Genomic DNA, 25,179 nt, shown 5'->3' with positions numbered 1-25,179 from the left:
AACTGGCCAAGATCTTTCCCGCACCGCAGCAAACGCGCAAAGCTTAATCAGAAAGGCATTTGCGCCCAGTTCATGCCGCTACTTTCTGCGCCCGCAACACGTTGTTTTTCCACAGAATCAGCTCACAGCCGACCTTCGCTGCGTTCTGCATGGACGGCTGGTTTCGCTCACGGACTGTCCTGTCCCCTACCGGAGCAAACTCGCCGTTGGGTGCAAACAGACAGGTGGCACTGGCGGGTGAGGGCAAAAGCACAAACCGTTGCCTTCGCTCAACGGCCCATTCACCAATCTGATCGCACAGGTACATCACTGCCTGATCAAGGTGACAAGGTAACAACTGCCCCGCGTGGTGTTCAGTCGGGGCAGTTTAACCACCATGCTTACTTTGGTTTACGCGCCGAAACCAAGTCAGGGGATGGATATGTTCAACCGGCCGCTGCCGACGCGTGTTGGCGGGGTTGGTGTTGGCGTTGGGAAGGTGGGATCTTGGGCGATTGCCTGGGCCTGTATCCAAGCCCTGTCGCCTGCCGCACCGCCTGCCATGCTGTTTGCGGTAAAGCGTGCGACCCGTGGTGCAGCCACGCTTGTGCCGTTCAGGCGCACCGCTGATCCGCTGCGTGATCCTGCGCTGATCACCCCTTGGCGCACCAGACTGTCATCCCCGCGCGCTGAGGCGTCCGGGCCGGTACGGTCTGCTACGGCTTGGCCGCGCGGTGGTGTGATTGGCCCGGCGGCAGAGTAATCCGACATATCGCCGTTGCTTTGCACAAGCGCGCCGATCACCAAAGGTGACGGGCCGCAGGCAAATCCGCTGAGCGTTCCCGCCCGCCGGATCGGGCTGTCTGTTCCCGCGGGATCAACCGCGAGCGGCGCACCGTATTTGTCAAAGCGCACATAGTCGCCATTGTTGAAATAGGACTGACGCCCACCGCTTCTGAACCCGGGCAGTGTATCATCGCGTTCAATCCAGACCTGCACGGCTTCGTCAGTTGCGATCTGGTCTGGCGTGACCTCGATCTGCCAGCGTCCCGACGGCGCGAGCGGCGCTGGCGTCAGGCTTGCCGTGGGGTTCAGGCTAAGCGTGATGACACCCCGCGCGGTTGGCAGTGGCGTAAACGCATAGGATAGGCGCGCCACCTCGATCCCGTCTTGGTTGAACAGCGCCTGATACGACCCCGCCGTGATATCGACCGGTCCGCTTTGCAACCCATCCGGGGTTGTGGCGCGCACGCTGACGACATTCGGCAACGGACTGGCCGCGCTGTAGGGCATCCACAACTGCACTTCGCTGGCTGTGCGGTCGTCGGGCATGGCCACGAAATCAAGCACTTTGGCCGGGCGGTTACCCGCGCCTTTGAATTCCAGCATGCCATGTGTGCGTGACAGATTGCCATTGCCAGAGGGCAACACAAGCCGCAGTTCCTGATCGTTGTCGCAATCGGGGCCGAAGTAGTCCTCGATCACACGGGCAATGGGGCTGGTCCCGTCATGCGGACCCCCAAAGTTGCCGTAGCTGAAGTTGAAAACAGCAGGCGGCCTGCTGCCGTCCTGACAGCGGAACCGTGCGGCTTGGCGGGTCAATCGCAGCAGTGCGAGGATCAGACTGGGCAGGATGCTCCCGCCCGAGACATCGTCGGTCACCCGCGTCGGCAGGATCGCACACAGGATCGGTCGGTCATCGGGCGCATCATCCATGGGATAACCTGCGGCCAGGCCCGTGATATGCGTGCCATGCGACCGCCGCAGTGACGTTGGTGAAAACGTCCCGTCGGCATAGTCGATCAGACCCGCCTGTTGATAAAACCGATCCTCATCCAGCAGGTTGCACGAGGTGTTCGCGACCAGCAAAGCGTCGATCTGCGGTTTTTCAAGCTCGGTTCCGACCGAGGCTTGCCCCGGCGCAGTCCCAGGTATCGTTGGCAATACAGTCACGTATTGCACCCGCGTCGATGTCAGCCCGTCCCGAAAGACGTTGTTGCCGAATGCAATCCCGTCATCAATCACGGCTGTGATCACAGTGCCATTGGGCACGTTGATAATGGGCAAAGCCGCGTTTTGGCTTTTGGCGTCGACGTTGATGAAGTCCGGGTCAATGATTGCGCCAAGTACTACAGAAGCGGTTTTGAACTTTTTAGGGGCCTCGTTCACGATACGCAGCAGTTCTGTTGTGGCAAAAACCACGATGATCTTCGCTTCAAAGACCTCTTGGCGTTCTTTGCGGCTGTAGTCCGAAGGTATATGAACTTGACCGCTCAGAGCTTTGTCCAGCGTTTTTGCAAAACCTGCGATACTTGTGTCGCGCAGATCAATCAGCGCTGACCACCAGATCGTATCACGCCTTTGATCACCGCCCTTTTCCCGGTTCCGAGGCGGGGCGATGAAATTCTCTTGCTGGGTCAGGCGAAAATCCACGGCATTACTTGCGAAAGTTCTTGCGCCGACTGTTTCCCATTGCAGGCTGGATGGTTGTTTTGCGGGTTCCTTTTTTGGGGTTATTCGCATGGCAGGTCCTGCCATTCGGCGACGGCTTTGCCCCACAGCCATTCCAATGGACCGGATTGCACTTCGTTTTTGGATGGTTTGCGCGATGTTGTAGCCCATGGATTGCCGTTTGGTCCTGATTTTTTAGGTTGAAGGTCGTCTTCGGCCTCGTAAAGCTGATGCCAGTCAAAATCGTTCGCTGCATCAAAACGTGTGCCTATGAACTTTGCGCTGGTGCTGTCTTGCATGGTGGGATCGCAGTGTTCGTGGATAAAGTCGGCCAGTGTCAGACCCAGCAGCGATCCTGCGACGCTGTCCATCGGGAAATGCACGCCCGCAACGGTCCGGTTGATGGCAATGCGCGATGCCAGACGCATCATCATTTCGCCCCAGACGCCATCCTGCTGATATTGCGGGGTGCCGGACGCGCGCAGCAATTTCCAAAGCAGTCGTGCCGTAATGAAGGCTTCGGTCGCGTGACCGCTGGGAAGCGACCCATGCGTCGGTGTCGGGATCATCGGTTGCACTTGTGGCGAAAACTCAATCGGGCGCTTTGCGGCGATCGTGTATTTGATGCGCATGTGGTTGTAGTTTGCAAAGCGCAACGCGGTATTCAGCAATTCGATTGTGAAGGGCGTGCGCGCCGGATCAACAAAGGCGATTGAGGCTAGAAACGGCACCGGTGTTCCGAGTTGTGCAAGGATTTCTGCCGCGCGATCCTGACGCAGATCGGCATAGCCGGACAGATAGCCCATCTGGTCCTTGAACTGTTGCATGGTTGGCGCTGTCATTTCGACCAGCGGTTTGGCTGCCACTTTGGGTGGTTGTCCGGGTTTGGAATCCAGTCGCCACAGATAGGCCGTCGCCGTTTCATCGCAACTTGCCGAATAAGTAACGCGTGTGCCCAGCTCAAACATAAAGATGCTGGCGCGCACTTCCGGCGACAGCCGTTTCAGGTTCTTGGGGAATTCGCAACAGCCCTGAACAATGTTTGGGTCCAGATCAAGCGGTGCGCCGACGATGCCGTCGCGGGTTGTGAGCAGAGATTCCGCACCAAGTGGGCTTTCAGTTGCAGCAAGACCCCCGAGGCCTCCTAATCCGCCAAGCCCTCCTAATCCACCAAGTCCGCCTAAGCCACCTAACCCGCCAAGTCCGCCGAGTCCGCCCAAGCCACCAAGTCCGCCCAAGCCGCCTTCAGGTCCGCCGCCATTTGCCATTATCAAAACTCCTTTTTGAAAATTCTTTCACAAGTTTATTCAGGTACTCCGGTTTCCCGAAGTGTGGCCGCAAAATTGCGTCCGAGTTCAAAGCTAGCACTGGGTGAGTTCTTTAGCCAAGCCCTAACGCTCATATTTGGTTGCAGACGCAGCAGCTCTTGTGTCGTCTTGCGGGCCGCTTCTTCATCGCCGAGCCGCATCTGCGCGACTGCTTTTACGCGCAACGTCGATGTATGCGTCCGGTTCAAACGTAATGATGCCTTCGCTAGAACAATCGCGCGTTCATAATCTTCTGACGCGATGTTTGCCGTAGCTGCCAATGATAGAAAGAAGAACCGATGCGGATCAAGCGGGGCAAGATGTAGCGCGCGTTCACTATCGCGCTTCGCCTCTTCACCCCTGCCTTGAAAGGCAAAAAGCGTACCGCGCAGCAGCCTACCGCTGGCATCATTCGGATTGGCGTCAAGGGCTGCATCATACCGCTCCTCGGCTTCATCGAGCTGGTGGAGCAGGTTGGTCAGTACAAAACCTTCGCTTGTCAGCGCAAGCGCATTTTCGGGATCAATGTCCAATGCCTTTGTCGAACAGCCAAGTGCCAGTTGCGCCTCTTCTTGCGGGTTTTCTGACCACCCTTGCTGCACACGCAACACATGCCATCTGGCCATCCACGACAATGCGGATGGTTGATTGGGGTTGCGCGCGATCAAAGTGCGCAGCATTTCGCCCGCCATATTGAAGTCAACTGGTGCCAACCGGTGCATGAGCCCGACAGCACCAATCAACAGTGTGTAGTTACGCAGTGTCGATATCGGCTTTGAGCGGGCCCGCTCAACCTCATTAAGCGCAATGGCTTTGCGGACTTTGGCGACGACATCCTCGGCTGCGTCCTGACCGTTCAGCATATCGGTCACTTCGACCTGGACACGCTCGGCCCATATGACCTTTTTTGTACTGACTTCGGACAGCTCAAGCATCATGCCGACCTTGGTGTCGTGCGTCAGGATTGTTCCTGACAAAACGAAATCAGCACCCAATACGTCACTTATCTTTTCCAAGCTTGTTGTTTGCGCACGAAAAGCTGTCGTTGAAAGACGTGAAATCACATTGATATCGGCTGATCGCGACATTGTTGCAATCAGATCATCGGCGATGATTTCACCAATCACCGTCGTATCTTCCGATGCGATACGCGCCCTAAATGGGACGACCGCGATAGTTGGCAGCAAGTCTTCGGTGGCGATGTCGGGCAGGACCCGCGTGGCGCCCGTGTTCGTGCTCACACAAAACACGCGCACAGTCTCGTTGGTGTTTTGCAAGACCTGCTGGCTCAGATCTTCAAAGTCGAAGTCCATCTCGCCATAACACTGATCGCGGACTTCGACCGAGGCGATCACTTCAGCGGCTTGCCCAATTGCAGATAAGCCCGCGACACGCAGGTCGCTGGGATCCGTCCCGTCCTGTTGCCCAGCAGGCGCCAGATCAACGCCTATGCGATAGGTTTGCCCGCCGGGTGATACACCAAGCGCCAAGGCAAACCGCAAAGCAACCGACACATCAGAAAACGAAATCACCGCTGTGCTGGCGTTGGACTGGATAAGGCGGCCTGCCCCGTTGGCAGCGGCCTGTTGTTCCAGCCCCAAAACGTTAAGCGATGTCTGATCACTTGCCGTTTCGATGCAGACCCATGCTGGTCGCAAGGCCAAGACGATTTCTTGACCGGACCCGATCGCAGTCAGGGGTGTCTGATCATCTGTTTGCGTCGGGCTAAGCAGATAGCCAACCTTCGGGCGCGTTTTCAGGATGCGGCGGTCAGTGTCGCCCAAAGCGCGCCTGATATCTGCAATACATTGGGTCAGGCTGTCATCGGTGACGCTGACATTCTGCCAGACCGTTGCAATCAGATGATCCTTGGTGACCGTTTCACCGGCGTTTTCAACCAAAACTGACAGAACCTGCGCGGACTGAGGCCGTAGGCTGACGTGTTCGCCAGCCGCATCCAAAAGGCATTCTACCCTTTTGTCATAGGTGAATAGGCCCAGACGGACCTGATCTGCCACGTTGGTGATACGTGTCAACGAAATCTCCCCACAACGCGCTTCAGGCCGCAACTGAAGGCGAAGTATACTTTCCCTTAAGTCAATCTACCGTGGATCGCCTCTCGTGCAAGCTTATTGGTTAATTCCGTTGGGTTAAGTCTGGATGGTGAGGCTTCAGCAATTTTCAGAAAATTTCAGGTAAACCTTCAGGACTTTCATACTGTTGCGACGTTAACGTTAGGTCATGCTTCGCCAAGTGGGTGACGAGCCAGACCTGACCTCTTCCCGTCAAAGTCGTCCCGAGCCCGCAAAGCGATAGCTAAGATGAAAAGGAGAGACCGCCCTTATTACATGGTGTTTTGTTTAAGAGTGGTGGTCAAAACAACCAATTGATGCTGGTACAAATCAGGTTAGCCGCAAGCATATCTGAGTGGGGTCAGTGAGTGGGCCTAAGTGTCGATTGATCTGTTTTTGGCGTTCTCCCTTGGGTCTGAACAGTCCCGGTTCAGACCCAGTCATCTGCGTAAAGAGCCGTGTTGTTTTATTTTGGCGCGGTTGGAAGGGTAACGAGTGACACATATTGATGGTCTTTTCTGGCCATCCAAAGAATCGGATCGTTTTTGAAAAAGGGACGTGACGAGAATTTTAAGAAGTAATTTTAGTATCTCTGGACCCGGCACATGTTGTGTCGGGTCCAATTTCGATCTGTGGGGGTGCGTTTTCATGCACGACCATGCATTCACTCCATCACAGACCTCAGGCGACGCGGCGTTTGGTATTCATAACGTTCCGGCACCAGTGCAGCAGGCTTGCGGCATCTGGTGTCAATTCTGCGCCCACTGATCCTGTAAATTCAGAGAATGCGTCAAGGTTCAGCGCGTTGACCCCGATCAGAACCGGGATGTCCTGCGCGATGGCCTCTGCGATGACATCGCGAAACCCCCGCCCTTCGGCCTCGTGTTTGCCGAATTTGTTGATGATCAAAAGATCAGTTTTCGCCCCCAGTTGTGCCGCAACCAATCCTACGGCTGTTTCCAAGGCCGATGGATCAAGCCTGCATCCCTTGGACGCCCGCCCCAGATGTTGTGAGATCCGCAGCACCGGCCCATCCGGCAACACGGTGACATCCATATCGCAAGGCCCGTTGGCGCGGGTCCGGTTCGTCTGTACGGTACCGCAGGTCTGATAGCCGTCCTTGCGCAACACCTCTGCGACGCGAGCCAACAATAGATCAGTGTCCCCTTTACCGGGTGCGATGGTGTATCCGATGTGCATAGGTCAGCCTTGTTTTGTGAAGTGTCCGGGCCCAACGGTGCAATCAAGATCGCGCAAGCGGCCGTCTTTGAGCCCGTAGATCAGACCGTGAATGCGGATGCTCTGCGCCTTTGCCCATGCGCGTTGCATGATGGGCGTTTCCGCCACCCGGCGCACGCCTTCGATCACATTCAGTTCGGCCAGCTTATCGCGCCGCGCCTCGGCGCTGTCATGTTGGGCCAGATCGACGGCATAGGCGCGGCCCAGCCTGCGGATCGGTTCCAGCCAGTGATCAGCAAGCCCATGGGGGAAATCCTCGGTCGCGGCTTTCACACCGCCGCAGCCATAATGCCCGCACACGATGACTTCGCGAATGCCCAGTGCATCAACGGCGAATTCCAGCGCGGAAAGCATGTTCAGATCAGCCGAATGAATGACGTTGGCGACATTGCGATGCACGAACACCTCGCCGGGGTCGAGGCCGGCAACAACATTGGCAGGCACCCGGCTGTCTGAACAGCCGATCCAGAAGAACTCAGGCGCTTGCTGGCCAGCGAGCCGCGCAAAGTAGTCGGGGTCTTCTTTACTATGCTGCGCAGACCAGACAGCATTGCGATCCAGCAGATCGTTAAGCATCGCGGGGGTCCTTGAGGCTTTTCAGCCCGCGCCGCTGACACATGCGGATATAGAGCGTTTCCAGATCAGTCTCGGTCAGTCGCAGCCGTGCGAAGGGCAGGATGATCGCATTCTCAAGGATCAGATGCCGCCGGGAATGCGCGGCATAGGCCAGCAGCATGTCCTTTTCGCCTTGCTTTGGCGCGCGTGCTTCATTGGCGAGGTCTTCCAGTATAGCGACGACTTGCGGCGTATCTTCATCAGCGTGACCGTGATCCTTGAGCAGTTTTGCGATCACCTTTTCGATTTCATCCTCGGGTTCGCATCTGCGTCGCAAAAGTGGAAAAAGGTCTTCTTCTTCGTCCTTGAGGTGCAAGGGTAGCTCAATCGTCAGAAAGCACAGAACGGCAGACACGGCGTCTGTCTCAGGCATTGCGCCATGGGCGATACCATCAATCAGCGTACAGATTTGCCGCTCGCGCAGGTGGTCTTCGTGGATGAACGCCAGCGGTTGACCCAAAAGCGCAACGGCTGTTGGTTCAAGGTATTCCCCCCGGTGCATATGTCGAACGTGTTTACCCATGATCTGCCCTCCTTGGGGCTAGACGGATCGGAGGTCCGCGCCGGTTATTTCGGCGGACGCGACCAGTTTTTGAACGAATTGTTGGGCTTGCTGGGCCCATGATGCCTTTTCCATGGCTTCCGCGATTTTTGGTTTCACCGCAGCAAAAGGAAGCACCGCACCAAGGGCTACAGCATCCATGCGCACGATGTGCCAGCCATGCCGCGTCAGGATCGGTTGCGGTGTGATGTCGCCCTCATCCAATCGGCGCAAGATGGCCTCGAACTCTGGCACAGTATCGCCCGGCCCAAGCTGGCCCAAGGTGCCGCCCGAGGATTTGGACCCGCAGTCGCTTTCACGCGCTGCAATTGCGGCAAAGCTTTTGGCGTCTTTGCCCACCATCGCGATCAACGCCTCGGCCCGGTGCATGGCATCGTGCTTGGCATTTTCATCGCGGGGATCGCAGGCGCAAAGGATGTGGGACACCTCCCACAAAGGAGGCGCGCGGAAACGGCTGGGGTCTTTCTGCCACTCCGCATAGATCGCGTCGTCTTCGGGCGTGGCCGGATCGACGACGCTTTCAAGAAGACCCCTGATTTGAGCCTCCTCGTCTGTTTCAAACTTGCCCGGTGCCACTTCGTTGGGTTCAGCGACCAAGGCCCGTGCACGCGCCTCTTGCAACAACAGGGTGCGGATGGCGACCGCATTGGCCGCCTTGCGCCAGGCGATGCCCGGCTTTCCAGCCGGGGCATCGTGGTTCTGGGTTTCGGCCGCCACCGCCGTGTGCGGCACGGTTTCGCCATTGACGATCAGGTCTGGGAATAATGCTGAATTCATCTGATCTACTCCGCTGGTGTTGACTTGGGCGCGCTGCGCTTGGGCAGTGCTTTGCCGCGCCGCGACCGCACGATCTGATAGCCGGGGCGTGTCAGATATTTGACCGGTGCGGCAAAGCCCGACACCATGTGCACCAATCGTGAGAACGGGAAGAGTGCGGTGATGATCAAGCCTAAGAAGATGTGCAGCTTATAAAGCCAGTGCACGTCAACGACGGTGACCCAAGCGTTGATGTTCCATGTCACGATGCTTTGCGACCAGCTCATGAAGCGGACCATTTCAGAGCCGTCCATATGTTGCAGGGTCTGGGTGATGGTCAGCAGGCCGATGGCCAGTTGCAGCCAGATCAGTACCATGATGGTGATATCCATCCAGCTGGATGTGGCGCGGATCCGCGGCTCTGTCAGGCGACGATGCAAAAGCAACGTCCCACCGATCAGTGCAGCGATGCCCGCCGGTCCGCCAATGATGACGGCCATCCACTGTTTCAGCGCATATGGCACGCCAAGTGCGTCCAACACCCAAACCGGAGTGAACAGCCCCACAAGGTGCCCAAAGAAGATCGTGATGATCCCCACATGAAACAGGATGGACCCCCACATCAACTGCTTGCGGCGCAACAATTGGCTGGAAGAGCTTTTCCACGTGTATTGATCGCGGTCGTAGCGGGCGATGGAGCCCACGACCAAGATGGTCAGCGCCGCATACGGCATGATGCCGAAGATGAGGAAGTTGATATCAAAGTTCTCAAACATTTCGGTGTCTCCCTATTCTGCCGCGTGACGCGGTGCGGGGTTAACGGGCAGATCCATCTGCGCAAGCATTTCGCGTGCTTGCGGGCAACCTGCATTGGGGTCGGGACCAAAGAGCACTTCGCTTTCTTCCCAAACCTCATCAAGGGCTTCCAGGTCGGTGGGGTCATCGTCAGGCTGGGCCAGCATTTCTGCCACCGCTTCTTTGTCGGCTTTGACGCCAGCCAGTTGAATAAGGCTGGCGAACACAGCACCATATGGGCTTTCCCGCCGGATCAGCCGGGCGTTCAAGGCCTCAAAGATATGGGCCGCGTCCGCCAGAGTTTCCTGCGCCACCAGAGGGGGTCTTGTAGCGAGGAATTCCAGCAAAACAGGCAAGTGATCGGGCAGTTCCGATGTCACCGGGTCAAACCCGCCTTCGCGGTAGGTTTCGACCAGCGACACCATCGCACCACCCCGGTCACGGCTTTCGCCATGCACATGTTCAAAGAGGTTCAGCGACAGGGTGCGCGACCGGTCGAACAGCAGCACAAACTGCTCTTCAAGTTCATAGATGTCGCGCCCGCTCAGCTCCTCCACCAGCGGGCGCAACGCCCGACGGGCTGCTGCTGTCAATCGCGTGTCCGAGGCCAGCACGGCGCTGATTTCGGGCATGGCATGCTGCAGCTCGCAGGTCGGGTAACTTAAGAGAAGTGAGAATGCTTTAAGAGTACGGTCCATTTTACATTGCCTCCGTTGGCATTTTCAGGGGTTTTTTGGAGCCACCAAAGAGCGAACCTTTCGATGAACCGCCACCGCACCCATTGGTGTCGGTGAAGCCGCAGCCGCCGCGCAGGTCATAGGCTTCTTCAACCTGTTCACGGTGCGTTGTGGGGATGACAAAGCGATCTTCGTAATCGGCAAGGGCCATGATTTTATACATGTCCTCGATCACGCGGCCCGACAGACCGACGCGCGCGGCGATCCCTTCGTCAATGACGCCCTCGATGGTTTTCGAGCGCATGTAGGACCGCATCGCCAGCATCCGTTCCAACGCTGTGACAACAGGGGCTTCGTCCCCGGCGGTCAGCATATTGGCTAGATAGCGGACCGGGATACGCAGGTCTTTGACGTCTGGCATGCCTTCGCTGGTGCCAATCGCACCCGCCTCTGCGGCGTTCTGGATGGGCGACAACGGCGGGATGTACCACACCATTGGCAACGTCCGGTATTCAGGGTGCAGTGGGAAGGCAACTTTCCACTCCATCGCCATTTTCCAGATCGGGCTTTCTTGTGCTGCTCTGATCCAGTCCTCTGGGATGCCGTCGGCGCGGGCGGTTTCGATCACCACAGGGTCTTTGGGATCAAGGAACACACCCAATTGTGCATCATAAAGGTCCTTTTCATCCTCCATATTCGCCGCATCTTCGATCTTGTCGGCATCATAAAGCATGACGCCCAGATACCGGATGCGTCCGACACAGGTTTCCGAACAGACGGTCGGGTTGCCGCTTTCGATCCGCGGATAGCACAGGGTGCATTTCTCGGATTTACCGCTTTCCCAGTTGTAATAGATCTTCTTATACGGACAGCCCGACACACACATGCGCCAGCCGCGGCATTTTTCCTGGTCGATCAGAACAATGCCGTCTTCCTCGCGCTTGTAAATCGCACCCGATGGGCAGGACGATGCACAAGCCGGGTTCAGGCAGTGTTCGCAAAGCCGGGGCAGGTACATCATGAATGTATTCTCGTATTCCCCGTAGATCTCCTTCTGGATGCCTTCAAAGTTGTAGTCGGCAGAGCGTTTGGAAAACTCACCGCCAAGGATTTCTTCCCAGTTCGGTCCTTTCTCGATCTTCTCGATCCGCTCGCCAGTGATCTTGGAACGAGGGCGTGCCGTTGGGAACGCCTCCATTTCCGGCGCGGATTTCAGGTGGTCGTAATCGAAATCAAACGGCTCATAGTAGTCGTCGATTTCGGGCATGGACGGGTTGGCAAAGATGTTGGACAGGATGCGCCATTTGGAACCCTGTTTTGGCTGCAATTTGCCGGATTTCGTCCGTTCCCAGCCGCCTTTCCAACGATCCTGATTTTCCCAATCTGTCGGATAGCCAAGGCCGGGCTTGGTTTCCACATTGTTGAACCAGGCGTATTCAACGCCGTCGCGGCTGGTCCAGACGTTCTTGCAGGTGACAGAGCATGTGTGGCACCCGATACATTTATCGAGGTTCAGCACCATGCCGATTTGCGCGCGGATTCTCATACCTTTGCCTCCTGTGCAGGTGCTTTCCAGCTTTCTTCTTTGTCGAGCCAGTCCACTTTTTTCATCTTGCGGACCACAACGAATTCGTCCCGGTTAGATCCAACAGTGCCGTAGTAGTTGAACCCGTAGGATTGCTGCGCGTAGCCGCCGATCATGTGGGTTGGTTTCAGCACCGCACGGGTGACCGAATTGTGGATACCGCCCCGATGCCCTGTCTTTTCGGACCCCGGCGTATTCACGATCTTTTCCTGCGCGTGATACATGAAGGTCGTGCCTTCCTTGATCCGCTGGGACACCACCGCCCGTGCGGTCAAAGCGCCGTTGGTGTTATAGACCTCGATCCAGTCGTTATCGACGATACCGGCTGATTTCGCGTCCACCTCGGACAGCCAGACCACCGGACCACCCCGGTTCAGCGTCAGCATCAGCAGGTTGTCAGTATAGGTCGAGTGGATGCCCCATTTCTGGTGCGGTGTGATGAAGTTAAGCACAAGGTTGTCACCATCATCCTGCACGTCCTTGGTGATCGTTTTGAGATCAACCGGCGGACGGTAAGACATGAAGCCTTCGCCGAATGCCAGCATCCAAAGGTGATCCTGATACAATTGTTGTCGCCCGGTCAGCGTGCGCCACGGGATCAGCTCGTGCACGTTGGTATAGCCCGCGTTATAGCTGACTTTCTCACTTTCGATCCCCGACCAAGTCGGGCTGGAAATGATCTTGCGCGGCTGTGCGGCGATGTCATGGAAACGGATTTTGTTCCCATGTTCGCCTTTAGCCAAATGCGCGTGTTCGCGGCCCGTGGCTTTCTCCAGTGCATGCCAAGCCTTCACGGCGACGTTGCCGTTGGTTTCCGGTGCCAGCATCAGGATGACTTCGCAGGCGTCGATGGCCGTTTCGATCTTGGGCCGACCGGCCGCCGCGCCATCAAGCTGTACACCGTTCAAGGCGGCCAGATTGTCGATCTCTTCCTGCGTGTCCCAGCTGATGCCCTTGCCGCCATTGCCCAACTTATCAAGCATTGGCCCAAGCGCCGTGAACCGGTCATAGAGCGCGGTGTAGTCGCGTTCGACGGCAATATAAGCAGGGGCGGTTTTGCCGGGGATCAGGTCACATTCGCCTTTTTTCCAGTCCTTTACCTGATCCTGCGCAATCTCGGCAGGGGTGTCGTGCAGGATTGGCAGCGCGACAATATCGGTTTCCTTTTCCAGATAACCGGGTGTGATCTCTTGGAACTTCTTCGCGATAGATTTGAAGATTTCCCAGTCCGATTTGCTTTCATAGGCCGGATCAACCGCCGCCTGCAGCGGGTGGATGAACGGGTGCATGTCCGACGTATTCATGTCGTCTTTTTCGTACCAAGACGCTGTTGGCAGAACGATGTCCGAATAAACGGCAGTGGTTGACATGCGGAAGTCGATCGTCACGAGCAGGTCCAGCTTGCCGCGCGGCGCGTCTTCGTGCCATTTGGCTTCTTTGGGCAGTTGGCCACCGTCTTCGCCCAAATCCTTGCCCATCACACCGTGATCGGTGCCCAGCAGGTGCTTGAGGAAGTATTCGTGCCCTTTGCCTGATGAGCCCAGCAGGTTGGACCGCCAGACAAACAGGTTGCGCGGCCAGTTGGCGGGGTTGTCCGGATCCTCGCAGGACATTTCCAGATCACCGGATTTCAGGTTCTCGGCCACATAGGCCGGGATTTCCTTGCCTGCGTCCTTCGCGGCCTTCGCTACCTCCAACGGGTTGGTTTTCAGCTGTGGTGCCGATGGCAACCAACCCATCCGCTCGGCCCGGATGTTATAGTCGATCAGGCTTATGTCCCAGTCACCTTCAGGTGCTGTGGGCGACAGGATTTCATCGGCCTTCAGCGTCTCATAGCGCCACTGATCTGTATGCGCGTACCACGCAGAGGTCGAGTTCATGTGCCGTGGTGGACGGTTCCAATCCAGCGCGAAGGCCAGCGGTTGCCAACCTGTTTGCGGGCGCAGCTTTTCCTGACCAACATAATGCGCCCATCCACCGCCGGATTGCCCGACGCAGCCGCACATGACCAGCATGTTGATGACCCCACGATAGTTCATATCCATGTGGAACCAGTGGTTCATTGCAGCACCGATGATGATCATCGACTTGCCGTTGGTCTTTTCGGCGTTATCCGCAAATTCGCGGGCGACATGAGCGATTTTATCAGCAGGCACGCCAGTGATCTTCTCGGCCCAGGCAGGTGTGCCGGGCATCTCATCGGCATAGTCGGAGGTGACCCAGTCACCACCCAAACCACGGTCCAGACCGTAGTTCGCGCAGAACAGATCAAAGACGGTTGCAACGGCGATTTCGCCATCGGCGGTCTTCACCCGCTTTACAGGGATGTTGCGCGTCAGAACGTCAGGGTGGTCGGCGTCTGTTTCAAACTGGCCGTAAGCCTCGCCCCCGAAGTAAGGGAAATCAACGCCAAGCACATCGTCGTGGTCTTCATCGAGCACGAAGGTCGTCTTGAGCTTGGTGTCAGCCGTTTTCGCTTTTTCCTCAAGGTTCCATTCGCCGTCTTCGCCCCAGCGGTAGCCAATCGAGCCATTGGGCGCGACAAGGCTGTTCGAGACGCCATCAAAGGCGACAGTTTTCCATGCGGGGTTGTTGTCTTCGCCCAGTTTGCCATCCAGATCATCGGCGCGCAGGAAGCGGCCGGGGATCATCTTGCCGTTCTTTTCCTCGATCTTCACCAGCATCGGGAAGTCGGAATATTTGCGGGTGTAGTCCTCAAAATACTCGCACTGCCGATCAAGGTGGAATTCGCGCAGGATCACGTGGCCAAAGGCCATGGCGAGTGCTGCATCAGTGCCCTGCTTTGCGTTCAGCCAGACATCGCCGAATTTCGCAGCCTCTGAATAGTCAGGGCAGATGACGGCGGATTTTGTGCCTTTGTACCGCGCCTCAGTATAGAAGTGCGCATCAGGTGTCCGCGTTTGCGGCACGTTCGAGCCCCAGAGCAGCAAGTAGCCAGAGTTATACCAATCCGCACTTTCCGGCACGTCGGTCTGTTCACCCCATGTCATGGGCGAGGCAGGGGGAAGGTCGCAATACCAGTCGTAGAACGACATGCACACGCCACCCATCAGCGACAGGTAACGCGAGCCAGCCGCGTAAGACACCATCGACATCGCGGGAATAGGTGAGAAGCCAAAGACACGGTCAGGACCGTAGGTCTTGGCGGTGTAGGCGTTGGCGGCAGCCGTGATCTCGGTTGCTTCGTCCCATGTGGCACGCACGAACCCGCCTTTGCCGCGTGTTTCCACGTAGGATGCACGCAGGATAGGATCGGCTTGCAGCTTGGTCCATGCCGCGATCGGGTCCATAGTTTCGCGCATCTTGCGCCAGACCTTCATCAATCGGCCACGGACCAGCGGGTTCTTTACACGGTTGGCGCTGTAAAGGTACCAGCTATAGCTCGCACCACGCGCGCAGCCGCGGGGTTCGTGGTTGGGCAGGTCAGCGCGGGTGCGCGGGTAATCTGTCTGCTGGGTTTCCCACGTCACAATCCCGGACTTGACGTAAATCTTCCAGCTACATGAGCCTGTGCAATTCACCCCGTGGGTGGACCGGACCACTTTGTCGTGCCGCCAGCGGTTGCGATAGGTATCTTCCCAATCGCGGCTTTCGTTTGTGGTTTTGCCGAAACCATCAGAGAACTCTTCAAGGTTCTTAGATTCCAGAAAGTTCAGTTTATCGAGCAGGTGGCTCATCGTCTTATTCCTCTCGGTTGGCGGGCTGCGCCCGGTTCGGTCCGGGCGCAGTGGCTTTAAGGGTTCAGCAAGGCACCGGCGCGGATTTGCGGCTGTAGAAGATCCAGCAAATCACAGTGCAGACAGCGTAGAATGCCATGAAGGCCCAGAGTGCGCCGTTCGGAGCCCCGGTCATCGCGATGGATGTGCCATAGAGCTTGGGGATGAAGAACGCGCCGTAGGCTGCAATGGCCGAAGTGAAGGCAATGATCGCGGCACTTTCACGCTCGGACTGCTTGAGGGTCGCAGCCTCATCCAGATTTGGCATCAGACGCGGCACTTCTTGGCGCATGATTGATGGGATCATCTGGAAAGTGGATGCATTGCCCACACCAGTCAGGAAGAACAGCGCCATAAAGCAGGCAAAGAAGCCCCAGAAGTTACCGGCAGGTGACGCCTCGGATGGCAGGAATTGCAGCACGCCAAAGACCGCGACAATCATGCCAAGGAAACACCAGAAGGTCACACGACCACCGCCGAATTTATCCGATACCCACCCGGTTGCCGCACGGCTAAGCGCACCAACAAGCGGCCCAAGGAAGGCATAGCGCAGCACGTCAACTTCGGGGAACTGGGTCCGCATCAACAGCGGAAAGCCAGCGGCATAGCCGATGAAGCTGCCGAATGTGCCAGTGTAAAGAATACACATGATCCAGTTGTGCTTGCGGCTGAAGATGATGGATTGCTCGGAAAATGATGACTTTGCATCGGCGATGTCGTTCATGCCAAACCACGCAGCGATTGCGCTCAGGGCCAGGAAAGGCACCCAGATGAAACCGGCGTTCTGAATGAACAGCTGGCCACCGTCGGACAGTTGCTGCGGCTCACCACCGATAGCACCAAAGACGCCGATGGTGATGACAATCGGGACAAGGAACTGCATGACCGACACACCAAGGTTACCAAGACCCGCATTCAGTGCCAGCGCGTTACCCTTTGTCTTCTTTGGGTAGAAGAAGGCGATGTTCGCCATGGAAGAGGCAAAGTTACCCCCGCCAAAGCCGCACATCAGGGCAAGGACCATAAAGGTGAAATAGCTTGTTTCGGGGTTTTGCACCGCAAAGCCGATGCCGATGGCGGGCAGCAACAGTGACGCGGTTGAAATGGCGGTCCATTTGCGGCCACCAAAGATGGGCACCATGAAGCTGTAGAAAATCCGCAAGGTCGCCCCCGACAGGCCGGGTACGGCGGCCAGCCAGAAACGCTGGCCCACTGTGAAATCGAAGTCGATGGCTGGCATCTTGGCCACAACGACCGACCAGACCATCCAGACCGAAAAGGCCAGCAGAAGGTTCGGGATCGAAATCCACAGGTTCCGGGTCGCGATGCGTTTGCCTTCACTCTCCCAGAACTGGGGATCTTCGGGCCGCCAATCAGTCAGCAGATAGCCGCTGTTGGCTGGGTGTGTTGCAGTCGTCGCCATGGTGGGTTCCTCCCGTTGTGGCGTATTTGGTGAAAGGTGGCCCGCTCACCGGGCCACCGGTTTCAAAGCTTATTCGGCGGGCTGTGCGCCGTTCTTCTTGGCGACGGCGATAAGGCCTTCTTCCAAGGCGGCGTTGGCCTTGAGCGCGCGCAGACGCAGGGTTTCGATGTTGGCGGCGGCAAAATTGGCACGCTCTTCGTCTTCTTGTTTGGTTGAAAACCGCACAAAGAAGGCAAGGAAGGATGCGCAAGTGACGATCACACCAAGGATGAAAAATGCCTGTGACCAGTCGATGACTTCTTTGAACAAGAAGCCCGCGAGCACCGCACCGGCGTTACCGCCCGCGCCGACCACACCAGCCACAGCACCAAGCGATTTCTTGTTGATGAACGGCACGACCGAATAGGTGGCACCCTCAGCCATCTGGGTGAACAGCGAGAAGACGATCAGCGCTGGCAGTGCGAGGAAAAGCACGCTCATCTGGCTGAAGACCATCAAGGCGCAGCCTTCGAAGAACAGGCAGATAAACAGCCAGAATGATCGTCCCTTCAGACCCCAGAGAGACCCGAAGTTGTCACCAAACAAACCACCCAAGGTCCGGGCAAACAGGTTCATCAGACCAAATGACGCCGCCACAAAACCGGCAGTCACAAGGTTCAGGTCAAAGTAGTCCATGAAGTAAAGGGCGGCGACGTTGTTCACTGTCAGCTCAATGCCAAAGCATGCGCCGTAGATCACAAACAGAACCCAGACACGTGGGTCTTTGAGCGCCTGCATATAGTTGCCGGTGACCTTGGCCTTCTCTTCCATCTTGCCTGCTGCGCGCAGGTCCTCAAAGTTGCCGTCAGGGGCATCCTGAGTGAGGAAGTAGTAAGCGATACCGGTCAGGAAGATGATGATCCCCACCACAACCATCGACAGACGCCAGCCAACCGCTTCGGAAAAGCCAAAGCCAACGACCATGACAGAGAACAATAGCGGCATGACAAACTGCGTGACACCGCCACCAAGGTTACCCCAACCAGCAGAGGTCGCGTTCGCTTGCCCAACCACATTGGGCGCGAACATGACAGATGTGTGGTATTGGGTGATGACAAAGGCCGCCCCGATACCGCCGATCAGGACGCGAAACAGCAGGAAGGTTTCAAAGCTGTTGGCAAGGCCGATCCCCATCACAGGCAAAGACCCGATCAGCAACAGCCAGGTATAGGATTTCCGTGGCCCGATCCGGTCACAAAGCCAGCCGATAAACAGGCGGGCGAAAATTGTCATGGATACGGACCCGATGATCGCCCAACCGATCTGATCAGGTGTCAGGCCCAACTCATCGCGCACGACGCTCATTAACGGCGCAATGCCAAACCATGCAAAGAAACACGAGAAGAACGCAAACCATGTCATATGGAAGGTTCTGATCTGCACCATTTTTACGTTGAAAAAGTTTGACCACAGGGCGGTGGCCTTGTTTTGTAGTTCCATCAGCTGTCCCCTTCGGCTTTTGCGTTCGGTTGGAAAATTGAACGCCTTGCACCAAGGGTGAGCGGTTTATGAACAGCCGCTCTTGATCCAGATCAAAAAATGGGAAATTATCGTTTAAAATAAATGGCTTACCAAAATTTGTCATGTGCGGCGATGCGGGACGTCAAATAAAGTGGGAACAGAAATCAATCCAATGCTTGACATTTATCAAGTATTGAATTGATAAACATCAAAGGAATATATTAGGTGTTTATAGGCATGCCCGAGTCGGACTACCCGGATATCCGGGGGCTCCATCTTTTTACCGAAATGTCGGATGAGCATTTTAACGCGCTGATGCGCGGCTCTTACGTGCAGAATTTTCCGCCGCAGATCGACCTTATCGCCGAAGGTGATCCCAGCGACTTTCTGCATGTCGTACTGACCGGTTCGGTTGAACTGTCGTCAAGCTGGAACGGGCGTGAAACATCCATGGCAACGGTGCGCCCCGTGTCGACTTTCATCCTTGCGGCCACGATCAAGGATGCGCCTTATCTGATGTCTGCAAAAACAGTAGAGAAAAGCCGGATTGCCTTGATCCCAAGTCAGGATGTGCGTAACGTCTTTGACGTTGACCCCAACTTTGCACGCGCCATCGTGACCGAGTTGGCGCAATGCTATCGGTCCGTTGTGAAGTCCCAAAAGGACCTCAAACTGCGCACTTCGCTTGAGCGACTGGCCAACTATCTTTTGCGCCAGCAGATCAAGTTTGATGGTGCTGCGGAATTTGAACTACAGCTTGAAAAGCGCAGGCTTGCGTCGTTTCTGGGTATGACCCCGGAAAACCTTAGCCGCGCTTTCAAGGGTTTGCAGCCTTATGGGGTTAAAGTGAATGGCAACCACATCACGATCAAGGATCAGGATGATCTGATGCGGTTTGCCAAACCGACCCCGCTGATCGACGACTATTCAATCTAAGGGCCTCCAAGATGACAAAAGCAATGCCCGGCGCCGCAGGAGATCAACCCGTAATCGCCGCCCGCGCATAGACCGACGGCGACTGCCCCATCACCCGCGCGAATTCGCGGTTGAAGTTTGATTTGGTGTTAAATCCGCTGTCCAGCATCGCTTGCGTCACGTTTTGCCCCGCGTTCAGCAACGCGCACGCGTTCCTGATCCGAAACCCGTTCACGTACCGCGACACGTTTTCACCCTTGGCGATATTGATCGCTGCTGACAGCTGTTTGATGGGGACGTGCAGCCGGTGCGCCAGCCGCACCAGCGTGAGATCAGGGTCAAGGAACGGCTGATCCGTTTCCATCAGCGCGTCAAGACGGGCGATCAATGCAGTGTCTTCTTCGGATGGGCCCAGTTCGGCATTATCTTCTTCAGCCTCGGTGTCCCCCTCTGCGTCACGTGACAGGCTCAGCAGCCCCACCCCCAGCAAAGTAAAAGAGGTAAAGACACTGATGATCAGCGGGCGCAGATGCACAAAACCCAGTCCCATCGTCACCGCGATCAGGATATCCGACAGGGCCGAGAGGATCAGCAAGATACCGATGGCCTTCCAGATGCGCGCGGGCAGCGGTCCAGCCTCAAGCCTTGCCAGCGGCAACGTACCCTCTTTGCGTAACCGCAGCAGGATGGCTGTGCCGTAACCCGCGAAGACGACCGGCAATAGCACATCCAGCGTCACCGGCGCGAAGACCACGCAAAATGCGGTGAATGCGGGGATCAAGGCGTGGATTGCATCACGGCGCAAATCAAACCGCCGCAGGGCGGCTGATTGAAAGGTCAGCCATGCCAAAGGCGGTGCGATGACTGCGGTGATGGGCTGCAACAGCACAAGCTGTGAGATGCCATAGTGCTGCGTCAGCGAGATTAGCAGCGCCTGAAGCGCGCAAGCCGTCAGCAGCATCAGGAACAGGATCGACCGATCGCCCAGCACGGCGTGGCGGATCGCCAGAAAGCCAAGGATCAGGGCTACAAAAAGCGGAACAGGAAGCGTCAACATGGCCGTTGATTAGACCGATATCCGGTTCTGCGCGACCTCAAACCGGTTTGAGGTCGCGTGAAATTCAGGTGCTGCGCCAGATGAGGGCATCTTTTCACAAACCATCTGGAGAACCCAAATGACACGTTCACTTTCCATTATCGCAATCACTGCCTCTCTTGCGTCACCTCTCTGGGCCGATGCCCCAGTCGGGTTTGACCGGTTCGACATTCAAGCCGACCACCGTGCCGCACCGATTGCTGCGGGTATCTGGTCGCCTGTGGGCCGCGAAACATATGTCGCACGCATCGGTGACAATCCCGTCTTTGTCGGCGTTGATGCCTATATCGGGGCCGCTTTGCCGGATCAGGAAATGCCGCTGATTGTCCTGTCCCACGGATCAGGCAGCAGCATTGATGGCACAGCCTGGCTTGCCGCGGGGCTGGCCGAACGTGGGGCGATGGTTGTCGTGCTCAACCATCCCGGCACCACGTCGGGTGACAGTTCACCGCGCAGAACTGTGCGGTTATCCGAACGGGCCGCAGACCTGAGTGCGGCGCTCGATCATGTGCTGGCGGACCCGTATTTCGCGGACCGGATTGACCAAGACCGGATCGCGGCCCTTGGCTTTTCCTTGGGCGGGTCAACCGTGCTGGGGATTGCGGGGATCCAGCTCGACCCGGTCAGCTATGCGGATTACTGCGACACCTTTGGCGAGGCCGCGCAGGACTGTCTGTTTCTGGCGCGTGGTGGGGTCGATTTTGACCGGCTGCCCGCAGAGTTTTCGGCGGATATGACCGATGATCGCTTTGCCCGCGTCGTGGCCGTTGATCCTGGCTTTACCTATGCCGCAACACCCGAGAGCGCAGCAGAGGTCGCGGTGCCTGTCCAATTGGTGACACTTGGCGACACCTTCCCTTGGGCTGCCGTTGATGTGCGCAGCGAGGGCAGCGGGTTGGTTGATACGCTGCCGCAGGTTGACCATGCGGTGATCCCTGACGCGCATCACTTTTCGTTTCTGCCGATCTGTACCGATATCGCGCCGATGCTGCTGATCGAAGAAGGCGAAGACCCGATCTGTGATGATCCCGAAGGCTGGGATCGGGCCCAGGTGCATCGTGCGTCGCTGGACGCCATCGCTGCGTTTCTTGATCTCTAAGCCACTTCAGCGCCCATGTCCGCAGTGCCGGACATGGGCGTATTACTGCTTTCTGCCAGCACCGCGCAAAGAAAACCCAAAACAGGGCCTGACAATTGCGGCAAACTCGTTTACGTAAAGGCAACGATTCATGCTTCGGAGAAACTAAGATGATGTTTATCAGGATCCCGCTCCCGCGATCATAAGCCGGTCCTGATGGGTTGGCTGTTTGCCACCCCCACGTCTTCTTTACAGTTTTTCTTTCGCCCGATGGAGGGCCGCATGTTTCGAAATTTCGAAAATCTTATCAATCCTTTTGCGCGTGTCCCCAATGATACGCCCCCGTCCGAGTTGTGGGCCTATGTCCGCACGCAGCTGAAACCGTTCCGCAAGTGGCTGCCGTGGATGGCCCTGACCGGGTTCCTTGTGGCGCTTATGGAAAGCGGGCTGGTGTTTTACTCGGGTCGGCTGATCGACATGATGAACAATGCAGGTCCCGCCGTTTTCTGGGAAAAGCATAAGATCGAGGTGATCGTCGTCGCCTTGTTCATCCTGTTCTTGCGTCCGATCATCATCACCTTCAACCACCTGTTTCTGGAACAGACGCTTGCGTCGAACATGCAGGAACAGGCCCGCTGGCGTGCGCATAAACACATGCTGGGACAATCCACCGGGTTCTTTCAGAACGACTTTGCCGGCCGGCTGAGCAACCGTGTGATGCAGATGGGGCCTGCCATCGAAGACAGCGTCTATATGGCGTTTGAAGGTATCTGGTACGCTTTCACCTATGTTGTCGGTGCCACGATTGTGCTGACCCAGATCGACTATCGCCTGGGCATTCCCATGATGATCTGGCTTACGCTTTATATGGCTTACGTGAAACGGATCGCTGTGCGCGTGGCCTCGGCGTCTGAAAAATGGTCGGATGCCCGGTCACTGGTGACAGGTCGTGTGGTGGATGCTTACGCCAACGTCGAAACGGTCAAGCTGTTCGCGCATGGCGATCGGGAAGAGGCTTATGCCCTGTCGGCAATGCGCCGGCTGCGCCTGCGGTTCCAGCGGTTCTTGCGGTTGATGACAGAGCTGTCTTTCGGCCTGAACGCGCTGAACGGTCTTTTGATGGTCGGCGTGATCGGTCCGGCTGTCTGGCTATGGATGCATGAGCTGATCACCGTGGGCGAGGTTGCCGCGGCATCCGCCCTTGTTATCCGTCTGAACGGGATGAGCGGCTGGATCATGTGGGTCACGATCCGCCTGTTTGAACATGCTGGCGTGATCCGGGAAGGGTTGCGGTCCATCGCGGTCACGCAGGATGTGGTCGATAAGCCAGATGCCAAGCCAATCAGGATCACCAAGGCTGCGGTCGAGATCGAAAACCTGACCCATCACTATGGCAAGGGTCATGGCGGTCTGGACGGCATCAACCTGTCGATCCCTGCCGGTCAAAAGGTGGGTCTGATCGGGCGCTCCGGTGCGGGTAAATCCAGCCTTGTGAACCTGCTGCTGCGGTTCCGCGATGCGGAAGGCGGGCGGATCTTGATTGATGGCCAATCGGTCGCGGATGTCACGCAGGACAGCCTGCGCCAGCAGATCGGTATGGTAACGCAGGACAGCTCCTTGCTGCACCGATCAGTGCGCGCCAACATCATGTACGGCAACCCTGACGCGACCGAAGCGCAGATGATCCAAGCGGCTGAACGGGCCGAGGCGCATGACTTCATTCAGGACCTGCGCGACCCTGAGGGGGGTGCTGGCTATAACGCCCAAGTGGGTGAACGCGGTGTCAAACTGTCAGGCGGGCAACGTCAGCGGATTGCGATTGCGCGGGTGATCCTGAAAGACGCGCCGATCCTGATTTTGGACGAGGCGACATCGGCTTTGGACAGCGAAGTCGAAGCGGCGATCCAAAAGACGCTTTATGGCGTGATGGAAGGCAAAACCGTGATCGCGATTGCGCACCGGCTGTCGACGATTGCGCAGATGGACCGGATCGTGGTGCTGGACGAAGGCCGCGTCGTTGAAGACGGCACGCATGATGAATTGCTGGCGCTCAACGGGCTTTATGCCGACCTTTGGACCCGTCAATCTGGTGGGTTCCTGGCGAAAGACAGCGCATAAGACCGGCGGCAGTCATGCTGCCGGTCTAGTAACGCAATCTGCGAACCTCGCGCTCCAGCCGATTTGTCCAATCGTGCTGCGGCCTGCAATGTGCGTCGTCAATCCCGACATCCTTGCGAAGATGGTCATTCAGCCTTTCAGGTACAGTCGCCGTCCCGAACGCTATGGCGGACAAGCACTCCAGCAGCACGCAGCGTGTGTTGTTTGGCATCATTCGGACCCCGCTGCCTTGGAAAACTGACTGGGGTAGGATCTACGCAAACACTGCTGACACCATAGTGTCAGCAGTGATGTGCTAGTCATCACAAAGACAACTAAGGAGACCTGCATTGGGCCGATCAACGCGGATGTTCGAGATCATCCAGATTTTGCGGAATGCGGCGAAACCGCTGACCGCACAGCATATCGCGGATGAACTGGAGGTCACCAAACGCACCATTTATCGCGACATTGCCGCCTTGCAGGCGATGCGCGTCCCGGTCGAAGGTGAAGCCGGTATCGGCTATGTCATGCGATCCGGCTATGACCTGCCACCCATCAATTTCGACGTCGAAGAAGCCGAAGCGATCACCGTCGGGCTTGCGCTGATTGCCCGCACGGGTGACCGGGGGTTGAAACGGTCAGCCCGGTCGGCGGCGCAGAAGCTGGCCGATACGACGCGGCTGAGCGAGACGGTCTTTGCATCCACGTGGGGCGCGGTCGAGCCCGAGGTGATCGACCTGACAACCGTGCGCAAGGCAATCCGTGAGGACCGCAAACTGCGCATTCGTTACAGCAATGCTGATGGTATTGAGACACATCGGACGATCTGGCCCATCGCGATTGCCTATCATTCCGAGGCCATCGTGATTGCGGCATGGTGTGAGTTGCGCAAGGCGTTGCGGCACTTTCGGCCAGATCGCGTCAGCGATTATGAAGAACTCAACGAGGGCTTCACCGGTGAAGGGGATCGACTGCGGCAAGAGTGGATCAAGACCTATTCTGACTGGCTGTGACATCGTAACCCCAGCATGTGGAACGTCAGATGATTTGGACGGCACACACCTGAACCAAGATGGAATGACGGACCTTTGCGCGGAGTGGGGGACTGTTCGGTATCTTGGCGAACTTCTATGACTGGGCCGCAATCTGCACTTGATATCAGTCGCTTACGGCGGATTTTCCTGACTTCATTTCAACGCTTTTGGCGTGGAAACCGCTTGCCATGCAGCATTGTCGTGAATTCGATATGCAAGACAGCTTGCAATAAAGCTAGAATGATGCAAGAAATGTTG

General features: G+C 56.9%; 18 protein-coding genes. 4 read left to right on the top strand and 14 right to left on the bottom strand.

Annotation, left to right across the window (positions count from 1 at the left end; genetic code table 11):
- Positions 1 to 408: 408 nt before the first annotated feature.
- The 13 genes from MWU60_RS18025 to MWU60_RS17965 all read right to left on the bottom strand — a co-directional run bounded on the left by MWU60_RS18025 (position 409) and on the right by MWU60_RS17965 (position 18,677).
- The gene (locus tag MWU60_RS18025; protein WP_247228787.1) at positions 409 to 2,502 is read right to left on the bottom strand and encodes a S8 family serine peptidase; all 2,094 of its coding nucleotides are present in this window, start codon (positions 2,500 to 2,502) and stop codon (positions 409 to 411) included.
- Positions 2,493 to 3,698 (bottom strand): phosphatase PAP2 family protein, encoded by a 1,206-nt coding sequence (locus tag MWU60_RS18020; protein WP_247228786.1) that lies wholly within the window; start codon positions 3,696 to 3,698, stop codon positions 2,493 to 2,495. The genes MWU60_RS18025 and MWU60_RS18020 overlap by 10 nt, the downstream gene beginning before the upstream one ends.
- 35 nt (positions 3,699 to 3,733) lie before the next feature.
- Entirely contained in the window at positions 3,734 to 5,773 is a 2,040-nt protein-coding gene (locus MWU60_RS18015) for a winged helix-turn-helix domain-containing protein (protein ID WP_247228785.1), read from the bottom strand.
- Between the two features lie 717 nt (positions 5,774 to 6,490).
- Positions 6,491 to 7,009 (bottom strand): DUF2478 domain-containing protein, encoded by a 519-nt coding sequence (locus MWU60_RS18010; protein WP_247228784.1) that lies wholly within the window; start codon positions 7,007 to 7,009, stop codon positions 6,491 to 6,493.
- 3 nt (positions 7,010 to 7,012) lie between these two features.
- Positions 7,013 to 7,624: a carbonic anhydrase gene (locus MWU60_RS18005; protein WP_247228783.1), complete on the bottom strand. Its 612-nt coding sequence runs from the start codon at positions 7,622 to 7,624 to the stop codon at positions 7,013 to 7,015.
- Positions 7,617 to 8,186: a hemerythrin domain-containing protein gene (locus MWU60_RS18000; RefSeq protein WP_247228782.1), complete on the bottom strand. Its 570-nt coding sequence runs from the start codon at positions 8,184 to 8,186 to the stop codon at positions 7,617 to 7,619. The genes MWU60_RS18005 and MWU60_RS18000 overlap by 8 nt, the downstream gene beginning before the upstream one ends.
- A gap of 18 nt (positions 8,187 to 8,204) precedes the next feature.
- Entirely contained in the window at positions 8,205 to 9,002 is a 798-nt protein-coding gene (locus MWU60_RS17995; protein WP_247228781.1) for a peptidylprolyl isomerase, read from the bottom strand.
- 5 nt (positions 9,003 to 9,007) lie between these two features.
- A complete protein-coding gene (gene narI / locus MWU60_RS17990; protein ID WP_247228780.1) occupies positions 9,008 to 9,757 on the bottom strand; it encodes a respiratory nitrate reductase subunit gamma in 750 nt (249 codons plus the stop codon).
- Between the two features lie 12 nt (positions 9,758 to 9,769).
- Positions 9,770 to 10,474 (bottom strand): nitrate reductase molybdenum cofactor assembly chaperone, encoded by a 705-nt coding sequence (narJ, locus tag MWU60_RS17985; RefSeq protein WP_247228779.1) that lies wholly within the window; start codon positions 10,472 to 10,474, stop codon positions 9,770 to 9,772.
- Between the two features lies 1 nt (position 10,475).
- On the bottom strand, positions 10,476 to 11,999 hold the full coding sequence (gene narH, locus MWU60_RS17980) for a nitrate reductase subunit beta (protein WP_247228778.1): 1,524 nt from the start codon (positions 11,997 to 11,999) through the stop codon (positions 10,476 to 10,478).
- The gene (locus tag MWU60_RS17975) at positions 11,996 to 15,736 is read right to left on the bottom strand and encodes a nitrate reductase subunit alpha (RefSeq protein WP_247228777.1); all 3,741 of its coding nucleotides are present in this window, start codon (positions 15,734 to 15,736) and stop codon (positions 11,996 to 11,998) included. Before MWU60_RS17975 ends, narH begins: the two co-directional genes overlap by 4 nt.
- Positions 15,737 to 15,800: 64 nt before the next feature.
- Positions 15,801 to 17,198: a NarK family nitrate/nitrite MFS transporter gene (locus MWU60_RS17970; RefSeq protein WP_247228776.1), complete on the bottom strand. Its 1,398-nt coding sequence runs from the start codon at positions 17,196 to 17,198 to the stop codon at positions 15,801 to 15,803.
- 69 nt (positions 17,199 to 17,267) lie between these two features.
- Complete coding sequence (locus MWU60_RS17965) at positions 17,268 to 18,677, bottom strand: MFS transporter (RefSeq protein WP_247228775.1); 1,410 nt, start codon at positions 18,675 to 18,677, stop codon at positions 17,268 to 17,270.
- 258 nt (positions 18,678 to 18,935) lie between these two features.
- On the opposite strand from MWU60_RS17965, the gene MWU60_RS17960 reads away from it, so the two are divergent.
- Entirely contained in the window at positions 18,936 to 19,634 is a 699-nt protein-coding gene (locus MWU60_RS17960) for a cyclic nucleotide-binding domain-containing protein (protein ID WP_247228774.1), read from the top strand.
- Positions 19,635 to 19,677: 43 nt separating this feature from the next.
- Here the strand turns inward: MWU60_RS17960 and MWU60_RS17955 are convergent, their stop codons facing one another.
- Positions 19,678 to 20,670, bottom strand: a complete 993-nt coding sequence (locus MWU60_RS17955; protein WP_247228773.1) for a helix-turn-helix domain-containing protein — start codon at positions 20,668 to 20,670, stop codon at positions 19,678 to 19,680.
- Positions 20,671 to 20,788: 118 nt separating this feature from the next.
- On the opposite strand from MWU60_RS17955, the gene MWU60_RS17950 reads away from it, so the two are divergent.
- The 3 genes from MWU60_RS17950 to MWU60_RS17940 all read left to right on the top strand — a co-directional run bounded on the left by MWU60_RS17950 (position 20,789) and on the right by MWU60_RS17940 (position 24,900).
- A complete protein-coding gene (locus MWU60_RS17950; RefSeq protein WP_247228772.1) occupies positions 20,789 to 21,808 on the top strand; it encodes an alpha/beta fold hydrolase in 1,020 nt (339 codons plus the stop codon).
- 261 nt (positions 21,809 to 22,069) lie between these two features.
- Positions 22,070 to 23,905: an ABC transporter ATP-binding protein gene (locus MWU60_RS17945; protein ID WP_247228771.1), complete on the top strand. Its 1,836-nt coding sequence runs from the start codon at positions 22,070 to 22,072 to the stop codon at positions 23,903 to 23,905.
- Between the two features lie 329 nt (positions 23,906 to 24,234).
- Positions 24,235 to 24,900, top strand: coding sequence for a YafY family protein (locus MWU60_RS17940; protein WP_247228770.1), 666 nt, complete (start codon positions 24,235 to 24,237; stop codon positions 24,898 to 24,900).
- Positions 24,901 to 25,179: the final 279 nt, after the last annotated feature.

It is taken from the genome of Yoonia sp. F2084L (assembly GCF_023015625.1).
GTDB lineage: Bacteria > Pseudomonadota > Alphaproteobacteria > Rhodobacterales > Rhodobacteraceae > Yoonia.
Note: the sequence above shows the minus strand (reverse complement) of the source record. Positions and strands in the feature narration are given on the sequence as shown.